Source organism: Pseudomonas sp. PA27(2017) (assembly GCF_001945445.1).
Taxonomy (GTDB): Bacteria; Pseudomonadota; Gammaproteobacteria; order Pseudomonadales; family Pseudomonadaceae; genus Aquipseudomonas.
The window spans coordinates 379,637-395,118 of the sequence record NZ_MSXW01000026.1; the positions used below are offsets into that span (position 1 = coordinate 379,637).

General features: G+C 64.1%; 14 protein-coding genes and 2 pseudogenes. 4 read left to right on the forward strand and 12 right to left on the reverse strand.

Features of this window, described 5'->3' with window-relative positions; genetic code table 11:
• Positions 1–204 precede the first annotated feature (204 nt).
• Entirely contained in the window at positions 205–1,128 is a 924-nt protein-coding gene (locus tag BVH06_RS15480) for an AraC family transcriptional regulator (RefSeq protein ID WP_075934644.1), read from the reverse strand.
• A gap of 289 nt (positions 1,129–1,417) precedes the next feature.
• On the opposite strand from BVH06_RS15480, the gene BVH06_RS15485 reads away from it, so the two are divergent.
• Complete coding sequence (locus tag BVH06_RS15485; RefSeq protein WP_075934645.1) at positions 1,418–1,927, forward strand: nuclear transport factor 2 family protein; 510 nt, start codon at positions 1,418–1,420, stop codon at positions 1,925–1,927.
• A 125-nt stretch (positions 1,928–2,052) separates the two neighbouring features.
• Complete coding sequence (locus BVH06_RS15490) at positions 2,053–2,292, forward strand: Atu4866 domain-containing protein (protein WP_093506018.1); 240 nt, start codon at positions 2,053–2,055, stop codon at positions 2,290–2,292.
• A 37-nt stretch (positions 2,293–2,329) separates the two neighbouring features.
• On the opposite strand, the gene BVH06_RS15495 is transcribed toward BVH06_RS15490, so the two are convergent.
• The 7 genes from BVH06_RS15495 to BVH06_RS15525 form a co-directional block, all read right to left on the reverse strand.
• Complete coding sequence (locus tag BVH06_RS15495) at positions 2,330–2,812, reverse strand: OsmC family protein (protein WP_075934647.1); 483 nt, start codon at positions 2,810–2,812, stop codon at positions 2,330–2,332.
• A gap of 196 nt (positions 2,813–3,008) precedes the next feature.
• Positions 3,009–4,301: a sorbosone dehydrogenase family protein gene (locus BVH06_RS15500; RefSeq protein ID WP_075934648.1), complete on the reverse strand. Its 1,293-nt coding sequence runs from the start codon at positions 4,299–4,301 to the stop codon at positions 3,009–3,011.
• Positions 4,298–4,726, reverse strand: coding sequence for a DUF2231 domain-containing protein (locus tag BVH06_RS15505; RefSeq protein WP_013790323.1), 429 nt, complete (start codon positions 4,724–4,726; stop codon positions 4,298–4,300). Before BVH06_RS15505 ends, BVH06_RS15500 begins: the two co-directional genes overlap by 4 nt.
• Before the next feature lie 193 nt (positions 4,727–4,919).
• Positions 4,920–5,936 (reverse strand): histone deacetylase family protein, encoded by a 1,017-nt coding sequence (locus BVH06_RS15510; protein WP_075930804.1) that lies wholly within the window; start codon positions 5,934–5,936, stop codon positions 4,920–4,922.
• Between the two features lie 59 nt (positions 5,937–5,995).
• Positions 5,996–6,949, reverse strand: a complete 954-nt coding sequence (locus BVH06_RS15515) for a glyoxylate/hydroxypyruvate reductase A (RefSeq protein ID WP_075934649.1) — start codon at positions 6,947–6,949, stop codon at positions 5,996–5,998.
• Positions 6,933–7,688 carry a class II aldolase/adducin family protein gene (locus BVH06_RS15520; protein ID WP_075934650.1) on the reverse strand — a complete coding sequence of 252 codons (756 nt, stop codon included), beginning with the start codon at positions 7,686–7,688 and terminating at the stop codon, positions 6,933–6,935. Before BVH06_RS15520 ends, BVH06_RS15515 begins: the two co-directional genes overlap by 17 nt.
• On the reverse strand, positions 7,685–8,998 hold the full coding sequence (locus BVH06_RS15525; protein WP_075934651.1) for an MFS transporter: 1,314 nt from the start codon (positions 8,996–8,998) through the stop codon (positions 7,685–7,687). Before BVH06_RS15525 ends, BVH06_RS15520 begins: the two co-directional genes overlap by 4 nt.
• A 165-nt stretch (positions 8,999–9,163) precedes the next feature.
• Between BVH06_RS15525 and BVH06_RS15530 the strand changes: the two genes are divergently transcribed.
• The gene (locus BVH06_RS15530; protein WP_075934652.1) at positions 9,164–10,129 is read left to right on the forward strand and encodes a LysR family transcriptional regulator; all 966 of its coding nucleotides are present in this window, start codon (positions 9,164–9,166) and stop codon (positions 10,127–10,129) included.
• Positions 10,130–10,393: 264 nt separating this feature from the next.
• Here BVH06_RS15530 and BVH06_RS15535 read toward each other — a convergent pair whose 3' ends face one another.
• Complete coding sequence (locus BVH06_RS15535; RefSeq protein ID WP_139315653.1) at positions 10,394–11,050, reverse strand: hypothetical protein; 657 nt, start codon at positions 11,048–11,050, stop codon at positions 10,394–10,396.
• Between the two features lie 268 nt (positions 11,051–11,318).
• Between BVH06_RS15535 and BVH06_RS15540 the strand changes: the two genes are divergently transcribed.
• Complete coding sequence (locus BVH06_RS15540) at positions 11,319–11,846, forward strand: hypothetical protein (RefSeq protein ID WP_256575185.1); 528 nt, start codon at positions 11,319–11,321, stop codon at positions 11,844–11,846.
• 469 nt (positions 11,847–12,315) lie between these two features.
• Here BVH06_RS15540 and BVH06_RS15550 read toward each other — a convergent pair.
• The 3 genes and pseudogenes from BVH06_RS15550 to BVH06_RS15560 form a co-directional block, all read right to left on the reverse strand.
• A pseudogene (locus BVH06_RS15550) lies at positions 12,316–13,590 on the reverse strand (amidase); the annotation flags it as partial.
• A 16-nt stretch (positions 13,591–13,606) separates the two neighbouring features.
• Positions 13,607–14,974 (reverse strand): glutamine synthetase family protein, encoded by a 1,368-nt coding sequence (locus tag BVH06_RS15555; protein WP_075934656.1) that lies wholly within the window; start codon positions 14,972–14,974, stop codon positions 13,607–13,609.
• Positions 14,975–15,040: 66 nt separating this feature from the next.
• Positions 15,041–15,457 (reverse strand): annotated as a pseudogene (locus tag BVH06_RS15560) (aspartate aminotransferase family protein); the annotation flags it as partial.
• Between the last annotated feature and the right edge of the window lie 25 nt (positions 15,458–15,482).

Genomic DNA, 15,482 nt, shown 5'->3' on the forward strand with positions numbered 1-15,482 from the left:
CCCCTCCTAAGTCAGAGTTGTACAAACTGCAACTCCGACATGGCAGCTGGTCAGCTGTCAGAGGGGCCCGGCGTCGCAGCGCCAATCTAGCAGGCGCTGCGCGCTTCTCAAGAGCCGACTCGTTGCAAATTATAACGAGCCAAAAATCGGCGAATCACTTTGAAATTCATGAAAAAGTTCCCGTAATGCGCTTTAAAATTCGCATCAGGCCTGGGCTGCAAGAGCGCCCGACTCTCGAACCGGTACCCAGGCGCTGCCACGCAACCGGCTGGCATCCCTGGCCGGTGGCAGGCCGAACAGGCGCACGTAATCGCGGCTGAACTGCGAGGGACTTTCGTAACCGACACGGTAACCAGCGCCTGCCGCATCGAGCGCTTCGGCGACCATCAGGCGGCGCGCTTCCTGGAGGCGCAAGTGGGTGCGAAATTCCAGCGGGCTCATCGCCGTGACGGCTTTGAAGTGGGCATGGAAGGTCGAGCGGCTCATGCCGGCGATATCGGCCATGTCGTCGATCCGGCAGGCCTCGGCGTAATGATTGCGCAGCCAGACGATGGCCTTGGCGATCTGATTCAGGCGGCTGTCGACCTTGACCATCTGCCGCACCATGGCGCCGCCCCTGCCGATCAGCAGGCGGTAGAGGATCTCGCGCACGGTCAGCGGTGCCAGCTCGGCGATGTCGCCGGGCGCATCGAGCAGGCCGGCAAGTCGGGCGGCGGCGTCGAGCAGTTCCGGCGTGGTTTCGCCGAGCTGGATGCCGGCAGCGGGTGCACCGTCCTTGTCGTCCGCCGGATAGCGCAGCACCAGGTCGCTCAGCACCGTCATGTCCAGGTCGACCACCAGACACAGATAGGGCTCCTGCTCACTTGCCTCGATCACCGAGCCCATCACCGGCACGTCCACGGAGGCGATCAGGTAATTGGCCGCATCGTAGACATAGGTCGTGGTGCCGGCCGTCACTCGCTTGCGCCCCTGGACGATCAGGCAAAGGGTCGGTTCGTAGACCACCGGCATCGGCACGGTCGGCGTGCAGGAGCGCACCAGGCTGACGCCGGGAATCGCCGTCGAACGAATGCCGTCACCCGGCGTATGGCGACCGATGATCTCTACCAGCTTGTGCAGCGAATCCATGGCAGCTCCTTTGATAACCAGGGTATTACAAGGTTTTTCAAGCGGACGATCAGGTAAGTATCCGGGACGATCCAGCTACGAGTTCGGCCCGGCGCAGCGGCAGACTCGGTCAGGACAGATCGGCACTCGAGCCACTGCGGCGCTCGCTTCTGCCTGCGCCGCGCAGCTTTCCGACTTCAGACGATCAGGCAGGCGAACCCGTCTGCAGGTTCCACGAAATCGATGGCCCTCGCCAGCATAGGCCAGGCGCGTCGATCAGGCAGATCAAATAGAAACGAGGAGTCCAACCATGCGTATCGAATCTCTGCGTAATGTCCGTGCCGCGGCCCTGTATGGTGCTCTGCTGCTCGGCGCCCTGTCGCCAGGCATGTCCCACGCCAACGCCGATCTGGAGGCCCGCAACAAACAGGCCGTCAGCGAAGCGTTCGATCGCTGGGCAGCCGGCGGCAACACCTTCTTTCGCGACATCCTGACGCCCGACGTGGTGTGGACCATCAGGGGGTCGGGCCCCAGCGCCGGCGTCTATCGCGGCGTGGACGCCTTCGTGGCCGAGGCGGTACAGCCTTTCGTGGCGCGCCTGTCCGAGCCGGTTCGGCCGGTGAGCAAGCAGGTGTGGGCCGATGGCGACCACGTGATCATCCAGTGGGACGGCACCGGCGTGGCCCGCGATGGCCAGCCCTATCGCAACAGCTACGCGTGGATCTTTCGCATGCGCGACGGCAAGGCCTACGAGGTATCGGCGTACCTCGACCTGCCGGCCTACGACGATGTGCTGCAGCGCATCCCAGATCCGGCGTGACGGCCATGAGTTGCCGAGCTACCTGCCTGCGCGCCCTGCTAATGGGCGCGCTTCTGGCGGCACCCGCTGCGGTGCTTGCTACCTCATCCACCACGGCGACAACGTCGCCCAACCAGGAGAACGCCATGGCCAACCATCCCTACGTCGGCATGTGGGTCACCGACGACGGTCAGATCCGCCACGAACTGCTGCCCAACGGGCGCTACGACGAAGCACGCGGCAGCCGGGAAAGTGCCTATCAAGGTCGTTATGAAATCACCGGCACCCATATCGACTACTGGGACGACACCGGCTTCACCGCCGATGGCGAGTTCGTCGACCGCGACACGCTGCACCACGGCGGCATGATCTTTCGCCGCCGCTAGCGGATGCGGGCCGCCTCGGTATCGGGGCGGCCTTTTTTCAGGCGGGAGTCTCGATCAGCAGCTCGGGCTCGTGGCTGACCGGGAAATTCATCGAGCGGGCGATAAAGCACATTTCATGGGCCTGATGATGCAGTGCACGAGCCTTTTCCAGATCGCTGCCGGCGGACAGCGTCACTTTCGGCCGCAGCACCACTGAGGTGAACTGCCCGGCACCGTCGGCCTGTTCGAGCATGGCGCCCTGGGCGTTGTCCTCGTAGGCGATCACAACGATGCCGGCACCGGCGCACAGGCCCAGATACCAGAGCTTGTGGCAGGCGGAAAGCGACGCGACCAGCAGCTCCTCGGGGTTCCAGCGCGCCGGGTCACCGCGAAAGCTCGGGTCGGACGAGCCGGCGATGGTGGGCTTGCCGCCGGCCTCGATGCTGTGGGCACGGCTGTAACCGCGATAGGAGGAAGTGCCGCTGCCCTCGTTGCCGGTCCAGGTCACGCGTACGTCGTAGTGATGCTGTTTGTCCGCCATCTGCTGCTCCTGAAAATGGATGACTGATCCAGGCAGACGAGCGTAGCGCGTAAACGCATTGGCAGTGGCGATTTCGAGGTGATTGGAGAACGCGGCAGGACGACTTAGCACAGACATTGCATCAGCGCGGTACAGCTCGATAGTCTGCTGTGATTGAGTGAATCTCGAGGCGGCTAGCCGCCCCGAGACATCAGGCTCACTGATTGCGCGTCACGCGCCAGATGGTGTTGGACAGATCGTCAGCGATGATCAGCGCGCCTTTCGGGTCGACCGTTACGCCCACCGGGCGGCCACGGGTCTTGCCATCCTCGCCGCGGAAGCCGGTGGCGAAGTCGATGGGCTCGCCAGCCGGACGGCCATCGGCGAACGGCACGAAGATCACCTTGTAGCCCACCGGGTTGTCGCGGTTCCAGCTGCCGTGCTCACCGACGAACACGCCGTTGGCGAACTGCTCGCCCATCTCCGGGATGGAGAAGTCGACGCCCAGCGCCGCCACGTGGGAGCCGAGGGCGTAGTCCGGCTTGATGGTGATATCGACCATTTCCGGCTTGTGCGGCTGCACGCGGGTGTCGGCATTCGGGCCCCAGTAGGCGTAAGGCCAGCCGTAGAACTTGCCCTCCTGCACCGAGGTCAGGTAATCCGGCACCAGGTCCGGACCCAGCTCGTCACGCTCGTTGACTACCGCCCACAGCTGGCCGGTTTCCGGCTGGATGGTCAGCGCGGTCGGGTTGCGCAGGCCGGTCGCGTAGGGTTTGTGCATGCCGCTTTCGGCATCGATCTGCCAGACCAGCGCACGGTCGGCCTCGACTTCCATGCCGCGCTCGCCGATGTTGCTGTTCGAGCCGATGCCGACATACAGATAGCGACCATCGGGGCTGATGGTCATCGCCTTGGTCCAGTGATGGTTGATCTCTTTCGGCAGGTCGGTGACCTTCGCCGGCTCGCCGCTGGCCTGGGTCTGACCGTCCTGGTAGTCGAAGCGCACCACGGCGTCCTGGTTGGCCACGTACAGGTTGCCCTCATGGAAGGCCAGGCCGTAGGGCGCATTGAGGTTCTCGGCGAATACCGTCTGGGTTTCGTAGGTGCCGTCACCGTCGGCATCACGCAGCAGGGTCAGGCGGTTACCGCCTTTGACCTTGGTATTGCCCTGGGCCTTGATGTAGCTGGCGATCACGTCCTTGGGCTTGAGCTTGGCCGCATTGCCGCCACGGCCCTCGGCCACCAGGATGTCGCCGTTGGGCAGCACCAGGGTCTGGCGCGGAATCTTCAGGTCGGTGGCGATCGCCGTGATGCTGAAGCCTTCCGGCACGTCGGGCTTGCGATCGCCCCACTCCGCCGGCTCGGCGATCTTCATGCTCGGCAACAGGCCGCGTTGCGGCTCGGGCAATTTCGGGTTGGGGCCGCGCTCGATGGTGGTGTCCGTTTCGCCGCCGCAGGCGCCGAGCAGCAGCGCCATACTCAGGGTGGTCAGTGCGCTTGCCGTTTTCATCGTTCACCTCCCGAACGCAGGTTGCTCAGGCCCAGCCAGGCGGTGATCACCGCCAGCACGGCGACGACGGCCGACAGCACCAGCCCGGTAGGCATCACCGCCCAGGCGTCCTTGGCGTGTTCGAAGGCGTTGATCAACCCGATTACCCAGGTGACCAGCAGCAACAGGAAATACAGCACCGGGCGACCGGCCTTGCGCTGCGCGCCGATCAGGTTGCCCAGGGCGAACAGCAGCGCCAGGCCGGCGAACAGCAAGCCGCCGGCGATCAGCCAGGCCGCGAAGTTGGCCCACTGGATCTGGAAGCTGTTGTAGTAGGCGATATCGCTCAGCAGCGCGCCGAGAAACAGCGGAACGGTGCCGGCCAGCAGCATCGCGTGCAGCGGCCCTGGCCTGTAGCGGTAGTCGGGGTGGGTGGTAACGGTCACGGTGGCTCCTTATCGTTCAGCGATCCCGGGGCTGGAAGCCGGCGCACCTGCACCGGCCCGTCTGGCTCGCGCTGACAGCGCATAGGGGAAGATTGCGCTGCCGGAACGTTAGTTCACCTCCATTTCAGGGCGGAAATATCTTGAAAGATCCAGTAACAGCCGGCCCGGTTCATCCTGGCTGACATCCGCCTGCTCAGCCCAGCAGCCCCTTGAAGAACCGCGAGGCGTTTTCGTCGAGGGTGGCGATGTCGTACCCGCCTTCCTGCACCACCACGCACGGCAGGCCAAGGGCGCGGATGCGCCGGCCCAACTCCTCGAACCCGGCGTGACTGACCGCGACCTTGGACTGCGGGTCGTTCTCGTAGATATCGAAGCCCAGCGACAGCACCAGCACCTGCGGCGCAAACGCGCTGATCGCCTGTTCCGCCTGGCCCAGGCAGGTGAAGAAGTCCGCCTCGGAGGCGCCATGGGCCATCGGCAGGTTCAGGTTGTAACCCTTGCCGGCCCCTGCGCCCTGCTCGTCGTCGAAGCCGGCCACCACCGGGTAGAAGTTGGTCGGATCGCCGTGGATGGAGACGTACTGTACGTCGTCACGCTCGTAGAAGATTTCCTGGATGCCCTGGCCATGGTGCATGTCGGTGTCGAGGATGGTGACCCGCTCGAAACTGGCGCGCAGCACCTGGGCAGCGATGGCCGCATTGTTGAGAAAGCAGAAGCCGCCGGCCGCCTCGGCCCGCGCGTGGTGGCCCGGCGGGCGACACAGCGCATAGGCCTGGGGCTCGCCATCGCGTACCGCCAGGGCGGCGGCGACGGCGGCCTGGGCCGACCAGTAGGCGGCCTTCCAGGTGTGCTCGCCGATCGGGCAACTGCCGTCGGCCAGGTAGCGCGCGGTTTTGCCGAGAATGCCACGCAACGGATTGTTCTCGCGGATGAAGATGTTCGACATCACCTCGTCGCCCCAGTCCTCGTCGACCTCGTGCCACTGGGCGTAGGCACTTTGCAGGTAGTCCAGATAGGCGTCGCTGTGCACCGCACGCAGCGGCGCGAGGCCGTGATCCGCCGGCTCGACGACCGCGAAGCCGAGCTGGCGGGCCATGGCCAGCAACGGGTCGATACGTGCCGGAATTTCCTGGGGCTCGCGCATCTGCCCACGGGACAGGTAGCTGCGCGGATGATGCAGGCGTTGCTGAGGGTGGAAAAAGGTTTTCATGGCGATTGTCCGTAGTCGTGACAGAGGGGGCGCGCACCCTGGCGGCGCCCGTCGGCGATTCAGTAACCCAGCGCGGGATCGACCTGATGGTTCAGCGGCAGGCCGACGTGCAGGCGCTGCAGGTTGTCGGCGATCTGCCGGGCGATGCAGGCATCGGACGCCGACGACGCCATGTGCGGCGTGACCCATACCCCAGGCGTCTGCCAGAGCGGCGAGTCGCGGTGCAGCGGCTCACTGGCGAACACGTCCAGCAAGGCGCCGCGCAACTGGCCGCTGGCCAACGCATCGAGCAGATCGGCCTCTACCAGATGCTCGCCGCGACCGCAGTTGATCAGCGCCGCGCCCTGGGCCAGATGCCCGAACAGTTCATTATCGAGCAGGCCACGCGTGGTGGCGGTCAGCGGCAGCAGGTTGACCAGCAGGTCCAGGCCATCGAGAAAGCCGGCCAACGCGTCGGCGCCGGCAAAGGTGGCGATGCCCTCCAGCTCCCGCGACGTCCGCGCCCAGCCACGTACCCCATAGCCGGCCTGGGCCAGCCGCGCGGCCACTGGCGTGCCGATGGCGCCCAGCCCCATCACGCCGACCCGATAATCCCGCGCCGCACGCTGCACCGGCCGCTGCCATTGCTGGCTCGCGCGCCCCTCGATCACCTGGTCGAACCCGCGATGAAAATGCAGCACGCCCCAGTGCACGTATTCGGCCATGCCCTGCGAGTGATCGGGGTCGACCACCCGGCACACGGGAAGCCCGGCAGGCCTGGAGCGATCATGCTCCAGGTGGTCGACGCCCGAGCCGATCGAGTGGATCAGCCGCAACCCCGGCAAACGGCCCAGGCTGCCCTCGGCGGGGTACCAGCAGGCCGCGACCTGGGCCCGTTCGGCGCCCGGTTCATCGGGGCGCAGCACCCTGAGTTCGGGGGCATGGCGGGCGAACAGCTCGGCGAGCCAGTCTTCGAGCGGCCGCTCACGGCACAGCAGCACCACGCTGGGCAGGGTTTCAGCGGCACCAGTCATCACGCTGCTCCTCGATCAGGCTGAGAGCGGCCTGCCAGGCCAGGTCGATGATGCCGTCGATGCCGTCGCGGGCGAACTGCGCAGCGGTGTGCTGGCATACCGCTTCGCTGAGAACGTTCAACGCCACGCCCGCCGCCATCGCCTGGATCTGCGCCTGGCAGGCACGCTCCAGGAAATAGATCTCGTGAAAGGCGTGGGCCACACTCTGGCCGCCGGCCAGCAGACCATGGTTACGCAGGATCATCGCCTTGTGGCTGCCCAGGTCCGCCACCAGGCGCACGCGTTCTTCCAGCGACAGGGCGATGCCTTCATAGGTGTGATACGCCAGGTTGCCGTAGAACTTCAGCGCATGCTGGGTCAGTGGCAGCAAGCCGTCACGCTGGGCGGCCACGGCCATGCCGGCAGCGGTGTGGGTGTGCACGATGCAGCGCATGTCCGGGCGGGCTTCGTGAATCGCCGAATGGATGACGAAGCCGGCAGCGTTGACCCGCCGCTGGCCACCCAGGCGATCCACCACATTGCCCTGCAGGTCGATCAGCACCAGGTCGCTGGCGCGCATCTTCTCGAACGCCACGCCGTAGCGGTTGATCAGGAAGTGATGCGCCGGCCCCGGCACCCGCAGGGTGATGTGGGTGTCGATCAGATCGGTCATGCGGTAGTAGGCGACCAGCCGGTACAGGGCGGCCAGCTCGCAGCGCGCCTGCCATTCGGCATCGCTGATGATCTCGGGCTTGCTCATGGGGTCACGACCTCCGGGTTGGACAGGCTGGGGTTGCGGCGCTCCTCGGCGCGCAAGCGCGACAGGCCGATCACGCCGACCAGCGACATCAGGGCCAGCACACTGAAGAACAGCGCCAGCGGCATCCACTGCCCGGCGAACTGCCCGGCCAGGTAGGTGCCGATCAGCGGCGTGAGGCCGCCGGTCAGGCCGCTGCCCAGTTGGTAGGCGATGGAAATGCCCGAATAGCGCACCTGGGCGGCGAAGGCCTCGGCCATGTAGCCGGCGATCGCCGAATACAGCGCCGCCAGCAGCAACACGGCCAGGGCGATACCGGCGGTCATGTAGACCAGGTTGCCGGTCTGCACGAGCAGGAACATCGGGTACGGCACCAGCATGCACAGCGCCGCCACCCCCTTCAGGAAGCGCCCTTCACCGAAGCGTTCGGCCAGCAGTGCCGAACACGGCTGGGAGAGGAACTGCAGGATGGTGACCAGGAACAGGCAATCGAGAATGGTCGACTTGGAGATGCCCTGGTACTGGGTCACGTAGGTGATCATGAAGGTGTTGGTAAAGAAGAAACCGCCCGAACCGATGGTCACCGCCGCTGCGGCGAACAGGATCTGCCGCCAGTTGTGGCGCAGCACGTCCTTCACCGGGCTCTTGGAGGTCTGCTTCTGCTCCTTGACCCTGGCGAACTCCGGCGACTCGGGCACGCCGAAACGAATCGCCAGGCCCACCAGCATCAGCACGCCGCTGAGCAGGAACGGCACGCGCCAGCCCCAGGTCATCAGCGCCTCGTGATCCATCTCGCTGATGGCGCGAAAGGCGATCAGCGCCAGCAGCAGGCCCGCCGGGCTACCCAGCTGGGCGAAAGAGGCGAAGAACACCTTGCGGCCCTTGGGCGCGTGTTCGCTGGCCATCAGCACCGCCCCGCCCCACTCGCCGCCGACCGAGATGCCCTGCAGGAAACGCAGCGCCACCAGGCCGATCGGCCCCCAGATGCCGGCCTGGGCATAGGTCGGCAGCAGGCCGATGCAGGTGGTCGCCACGCCCATCAACACCATGGTGAACAACAGCATCTTCTTGCGCCCCAGGCGATCACCCAGGTGGCCGAACACCACGCCGGCGAATGGCCGGGCGATGAAGCCGACGGCGAAGGTGGCGAACGCCGCCATGGTGCTCAGCATCGCGTTGTCGCTGGGAAAGAACAGCTGCCCGAGCACCAGCGCCGCGGCGAAGGCGTAGATGTAGAAATCGTAGAATTCGATGGTAGTGCCGATGAAGGCGGCCGCCGCGGCACGACGCGGCGTGGAGGTTGGGGTGGTCATCGCAGGCTCCCGGATTCGTTTTTATAGGCAGGAGAAAAAGCACATCCCCGGTGGGGATCGGTCGCACTCTGGCGGTGCATTGTCAGATCATGCCCCCGACCCTATGCTAAGCAAAGCTTCTAATTTCAATACTCAAGTATAAGTAAAATGGATACTTAAACGCCTATGAATGCCGGCTACCGCCATGCCGAAGCACGCCGTTTTCTCAACGACCGGCTGGACTGGAACCTGCTGCGCACCTTTCTGGTGATCGGCCAGGAAGGCAGCATCAGCCGCGCCGCTGCGCGCCTGCACTTGAGCCAGCCGGCGGTGAGCCAGGCGCTCAAGCGCCTCGAGGAGCAACTGGAAAGCGCCCTGGTGATCCGCAGCGGGCCGCGCATCACGCTGTCCAAGGCGGGTGAGGAAGTCATGCAGATCGCCGCCGAGCTGTACGGCACGGTGTCGCGCCTGGGCCCGGCACTCGACGCGCCGGAAGAAACCGTCGCCGGCAAGATCCGCATCCTGATGATCAGTCGCATCGAGTCGAGCTTCTACGACGACTTCCTGGCCAACTTTCACGTCGACTACCCACGGGTGGAGTTCGAATTCGACGTGCTGCGCAGCTCCCACGTGGTCAGCGCCCTGCTGCAGAAAACCGCCTCGTTTGGGCTGAGCCTGTGCCGCACGCCACAGCCGCGGCTGGAGCAGCGGGTGATGCTCAAGCAGCGTTACGCCTTTTTCTGCGGCAAGCGCCACGCCCTGTTCGGGCGCAACGACCTGAAGCTGGCGGATCTGAAAAGCGAGAATTTCGTGAGTTTCACCAGCGACCAGATTGGCGGCAATCTGTCGCCGCTGACCATCTTTCGCGACCAGCAGGGCTTCACCGGGCGCATCGCCGCTTCTTCGTCGAGCCTCGACGAGATTCGTCGCCTGGTCGCTGCCGGCTACGGCATCGGCTGCCTGCCCGAACATATCGTCGCCAAGGACGTGCAGGCCGGCGAAGTGTGGCGCCTGCCTCCGGCGGAGGGGGTGATCGACGTGAACGTCTACCTGCTGTGGAACCGGGACCAGAAGCGCACCCACGCCGAGGCGGTGTTTCTGGAGCGCTTCGAGCAGGCGCTACTGGCCACCGACGTGCGCAACAGGTTCTGAGAGCCTGCTCATGATCTTTCCGGTAATTTCGGCAGCGACGTGGCGGGAGCGGACGTTATCCGATCCACTGTGGGAGTCGCGACCTCGCGACGATTCGCTCAGGCACCACCGATAGGCAGTCAGGCTGCAATCGTTTCGCCCCGAGGTCGGGGCTCCCACAGGTTGGTTTGAGTGGCTGCTCCTGCCTTGTAGCTGCCGCTTCAGGCACATAAGGATCGGGATCAGGTTCTGAGCCGGGCGGCGCCAGGGCCGCCCGCGAGAAATTCAGTCCGCCGACGGCTCGCCGTAGCGCCAGCGAATGAAGTTGTGCAGGGCCAGCAAGCCGCAGATGATCACGAATGGAATCAGCAGCACGCCGGCGATGATCGAGCCCCACCAAGCCACGCCGCTCTGCCAGGTCTGGCCCTTACCGGCTGCCACGAAAACCAGGCGGGTATCCACTTCGCCAAAGCGAGCATCCGGGTTCAGCACCTGCACCTGCAGGCGGTAGTCACCGGGCTGCATGGGAATGCGCGCCACGGCGCGGGTAATCTGGTCGCTACCGTAGCTGGTCAGCTCGTCGCCCAGCGCCCCCTGCCCTTCGGACAACAGCTCGCCAGCCGGGGTGAGCAGCTTCCAGGCCAGGGTCAGCGGTGCCGGCGGGTACTCGACCCACTGCTCGTTCTCCCAGATCGGCCCGCCAGACAGCTTGCGCACCGTGAACAGCGGCAGCTCGGCGGTGGAGAACACCACGGCCAGGGTGTCGAATTCCAGGGTCCGGGTCTCTACCGGCAGCTCGACGGTTTCGCCCTGGTCGAGGCGCACCGGGGCGTCCAGCGGCAACGTGGTGGCCCAGACGAAGAACAGCCGGAACGCGACGACCAGCACCAACAGGCTTAGGCCCAATCCGCCCCAGAGAAGCGCTTTACTCTTGTGACTCAATGCTCGACTCCTACCGACCGCAGCGAAAACAGAAGCGCAAGGCTACTCGATATGAGGCGTTGGATTCACCTGCGCCAATGCGTCGCAGGCGGTGCCTGCCGCGTCAAGGCGGCTCATCTAGACAGGTTCGTGCTTTACTCCAAACCGCAGTGGCATGCGCATACGTAGATAACGCAAAAAACTTAGCTGCCACGGCCAGGTAATCCTAAGCGCTTCAAATCGGCATTTTGCCAATAGAGTCTGCGCACCCTTCAGGCAGGAGGCCTCAGTGCTCGAACCTACCCAAAAATCTGAAAAAGCACCTAATCGCCAATTGCTAAATGCCCGATTTCTTCTAGGCAAACAGCTGAGACGCCTGCTACATGATCAATATTATTTCAACGGTGAGAGAAGCCGAGAAGACATAGGTTCTCTGGAATGGCACATAGGCGACAGAGAAACTATATCGATGTATCTATTGAGTGATGGTGAAAGCGTTGGAGCAAACTTAGCCCCACTAAACATCCCGGTTTCATTTGAGTTAGGGCATGGGGCTTTCTGCTCCTGGAAACGAGAAGACCTCCTAGTACAAGTATCAGCTACTCATCTCGTCAGCACTAGGATTCATGAGGTCGAAGGAATTTTGAACTCTTTTGAAGGTCAGCAGCCTCGGCTGGCAGGTTTCAGGGTGACATTCGAAACAGGAGATTTTTTAATCTTCCTCAATCAGGGGGACGATGCCGCGGTGTTTTTCAATACTTTGCCACCGGTATGTGAAGGTCTCAGAACACGTTTCGTAAAGCAAATTGAAGATTAAGAATCCGGCCAAGTTAATTGCCGATAAATTCCACAAGCAAATTTAGGCTGCAATCTACTGCCCCCAATTGCACGGACACCTTATGTACAGAGTCACTATCAATCGGGCTCGTCCGGACTTCAGATGCTTTATCGACTTGCTCTATGGCGCCGATGAAGCGGTAGACAGCGACGGGAACGCGCACCCGGTTAGCGACCGCTCTTGGAGCTTTCTGTATCTGTGCGCCAGAAGAAGCCAGAGGTCGCCCATCGAGATATGGGCGGGTCAAGAAGATATCTCGCAATTTAGCGTCAGCTCAGACTCGTCGCAGCTTGAAGAGCTCGCAGCACTTTATCTTTATCTAACCTGTGGCGAGTCGATTTCGAGCGCAGGCCAGAAGCTCGATCAATCCACCATCGATGATTTATGCGAGCGATACTCGGTCGAGCTGAAACGTGCTCGCGAGTCGATATGGCATCAGTCGACCGAGGACAGTCCGTATCCGAACCGACAGACACCGGCTTAGCTGGATGGCCCCTGCCACGACCCAGATGCCGTTGCTCCAGCCGATATCGGCGGAGACCGGATTGACGTCCGCATCGGCCACCGCCGGGAAGATCATCGCGTCGAGCTGCAGGCTGTCCATTCAGTCCTCGAGCAAGAACTGGTGCGGCACCAGGCCACGTTTGAACAAGGTCGGAGCGCCAGGGCGGCCGCCCTCGCAATTGGAAATCAGCGGGAAGTCCCCTTCGATCACCGTCGCGCCAACGCTCTCCAGCGCCGAGCGGGCCTGTTCCCACAGCGCGATCACCGAAGCACGGGTATGGATATGCTGCCCGGTCGGGCTACCAATGCCAGGCTTTTCGCTGGTGCCGGCCAGCTCATCCTTGTTGATGTACATGCGCGGCACATCCAAGCGTTTGCCTTTCAGCGCCTCGGGCTCGGCTGCCAGAGCAAGGTAGGATGCCGGGCGAACGTCGGACGTTTTGGGCAGTGGCACCCAGGGCTGCAGGCGCCACAGATCGCCCCGGGTATCGGCGTCATCGGCGACCACCAAATCCAGCACTTCGAGCAGGTCGGTCATGCTGTGGGCGTAGGGCACCACCACGTCCATGGTCGGGGTCAGCGGCAAGTTGCCATGTACCAAGATCACTCCGCGCGAGGGCGTGTAGGCGCACAGGCCGTTGTTCGACGCTGGGCCACGGCCGCTCGACCTGGTTTCCTCGGCGAGGCCGAAGGCGGAAAAACTTGCCGCAGCTGTAGTGCCGGCGTCGTTGGATGAATCCGAGGCGAACGGCGCGGTGAGGTAGTTGGCGTTGTATGGACTTTCCGCACGGCCATACACACCGCGTTGCATGCCGCCATTGGCCATCGGCGGCATATTGGTCTTGCCCGGGCAGATGACACCGGCAGCGCGCAGCCGCTCGATGGTGAAGGCGTCGCGCTGGGCGACCAGATCCTTGAAGGCCGGGCTGCCGGAAGCGGCAGTCAGGCCCTTGATCAGGTAGCTGTCCTTGGCGGCGTAGGGAATGCCGTCCAACGGGCTCAGCAGCTCGCCGCGGACGCGTCGGGCATCTGAGGCTTCGGCCTATCCGAGTGCATCCGGATTGCGCACCACCACGGCGTTGAGTGCCGTGGCCGTGTTGGCACCACCGTAAGCATCGATCAGTGACAGGTAGGCCTTCGCCAGCTCGACCGAGCTGGTGCGACCGGGCTCGAGCGCGGCGCGCAGCTCGCCTATGGAGACTTCGGTTACTTCGATCATGTCGTCACCTATCCACTCAGGCATGGTTCAGATACCAGCGCCAGTCCTGCTCGCCGACCTCGGCCATGAACTGGCGATATTCGGTCTGCTTGATCGCCAGGAACACCTTGAGGAATTCCTCGCCCAGCGCCTCGCGCGCCCAGGTCGATCGCTCCAGAGCGCGCAGCGCGGTGAGCCAGTCGGTAGGCAGGAACTCGGTGGCCTGTTCGTAGCCGTTGCCGACGATGGCGGCGCCCGGGTCGATCTGCTCACGGATACCGTGGTGGATGCCGGCGAGAATCGCCGCGGCTGCGAGATAGGGGTTGGCATCGGCGCCGCAGATGCGGTGCTCGATGTGGCGGCTGACGGCCGGGCCGCCGGGCACGCGGAACGACACGGTGCGGTTGTTCACGCCCCAGCTCTTGGCCAGCGGCGCATAGCTGTTGGCCTGGAAGCGGCGGAACGAGTTGGCGTTGGGGCAGAAGATCGCCAGGGAGTCGAGCAGCGTGGCCATCATGCCGCCGATGGAGTGGCGCAGCAGCGGCGTGCCCTGCGGGTCCTCGCTGGCGTAGAGATTGTTGCCCTGCTCGTCGGCCAGGCTGACGTGCAGGTGCATGCCGCTGCCGGCACGGTCGCCGAACGGTTTGGCCATGAAACAGGCCTGCAGCCCATGCTTGTTGGCCACACCGCGCACCAGGCGCTTGTAGCGAATGCCTTCGTCGACGGCCTGCAGCGCATCGAAACGATGCTCCAGGGTCAGTTCGAGCTGGCCCGGCGCATACTCGGAAATCGCCGTACGCACCGGCAGCCCCTGCACTTCACAGGCCGCATAGAGGTCGTCGAGAAACGGCTGCACCTGCTCCAGCTCGTACACGCCGTACACCTGGGGCGCCTCGGGGCGCACGCCGTTCATCTGCACGGCCGGTTGCGGGCGACCGCTGGCGTCGCGCTGCTTGTCGAGCAGGTAGAACTCCAGCTCCACGGCCATCACCGGGTGAAAGCCATCGGCCTTGAGACGCTCGATCACCCGCACCAGGGCGTGGCGCGGATCGGCCGGGGCAGCCGGCTGGCCCTGGGTCGGGTGCATGCTCACCTGCAACTGGCCAGTGGGCGTGTTGCGCCAGGGTTGCAGGGTCAGGCTGCCGGGCAGCGGATAAGTCCAGCAGTCGGCGTCGGCGACCTCCCAGACCAGACCGGTGGCTTCGACGTCTGCACCCTGCATGGTCAGGGACAGGATCGAGCTGGGCAGCGGCCGACCGTTCTGGTAGATCGCCAGCAGCTCGTCACGGTGCAGCAGCTTGCCGCGCGGCACGCCATTGGCGTCGATCAGCATCAGCTCGATACTGCGCACCTCGGGGTTGGCAGCGAGAAAATCGCGGGCTTCCTGGATGTCGGCGAATTGCATGATCAGTACTCGTAAGGATTGCGGGAAACACCGGCGCGATCATCGGGATCGCACCGGCCTACGGCGTTAGGCACGGGCACCTGGAATCGCCAACAGCTCGGTCAGCCCTTCATCGAGGGTGGCGATCAGCGTGTCGACGTCGGCAGGAGTGGTCTGCGGCGTACACAGGGTCATGTTGTGAAACGGCGTGATGAGGATGCCACGGTTGATCAGATACAGGTGCAAGGCCATCTGCAAGCTGTCATGGAAGGCCGCCTCGGCTTCGGCGCCGGTTTTCGGCGAGGTGGCGCAGAACTGGAATTCGCAGCGCGCACCCAGTTCGGTCACTGACCAGTTCAGGCCATGTTTGCTGATCAGCCCGCGCAGGCCGTCGGCCAGGCGTGCGGCCAGCGGCAGCATATGAGCGTAGGCCGCAGGCGTCATCACCTGCTCCAGGTTCACGCGCATGCAGCGCATGGCCAGGGCGTTGGCCGACAGCGTGGTTCTCTACCCCTACCACCACCAACTA

Coding starts and splice junctions, on each gene's coding strand:
- BVH06_RS15490 (WP_093506018.1), top strand. CDS start 2,053: ATGGCCAACCATCCCTACGTCGGCATGTGGGTCACCGACGACGGTCAG.
- BVH06_RS15520 (WP_075934650.1), bottom strand. CDS start 7,688: ATGAGCAAGCCCGAGATCATCAGCGATGCCGAATGGCAGGCGCGCTGC.
- BVH06_RS15525 (WP_075934651.1), bottom strand. CDS start 8,998: ATGACCACCCCAACCTCCACGCCGCGTCGTGCCGCGGCGGCCGCCTTC.
- BVH06_RS15500 (WP_075934648.1), bottom strand. CDS start 4,301: ATGAAAACGGCAAGCGCACTGACCACCCTGAGTATGGCGCTGCTGCTC.
- BVH06_RS15495 (WP_075934647.1), bottom strand. CDS start 2,812: ATGGCGGACAAACAGCATCACTACGACGTACGCGTGACCTGGACCGGC.
- BVH06_RS15485 (WP_075934645.1), top strand. CDS start 1,418: ATGCGTATCGAATCTCTGCGTAATGTCCGTGCCGCGGCCCTGTATGGT.
- BVH06_RS15515 (WP_075934649.1), bottom strand. CDS start 6,949: ATGACTGGTGCCGCTGAAACCCTGCCCAGCGTGGTGCTGCTGTGCCGT.
- BVH06_RS15555 (WP_075934656.1), bottom strand. CDS start 14,974: ATGCAATTCGCCGACATCCAGGAAGCCCGCGATTTTCTCGCTGCCAAC.
- BVH06_RS15480 (WP_075934644.1), bottom strand. CDS start 1,128: ATGGATTCGCTGCACAAGCTGGTAGAGATCATCGGTCGCCATACGCCG.
- BVH06_RS15530 (WP_075934652.1), top strand. CDS start 9,164: ATGAATGCCGGCTACCGCCATGCCGAAGCACGCCGTTTTCTCAACGAC.
- BVH06_RS15510 (WP_075930804.1), bottom strand. CDS start 5,936: ATGAAAACCTTTTTCCACCCTCAGCAACGCCTGCATCATCCGCGCAGC.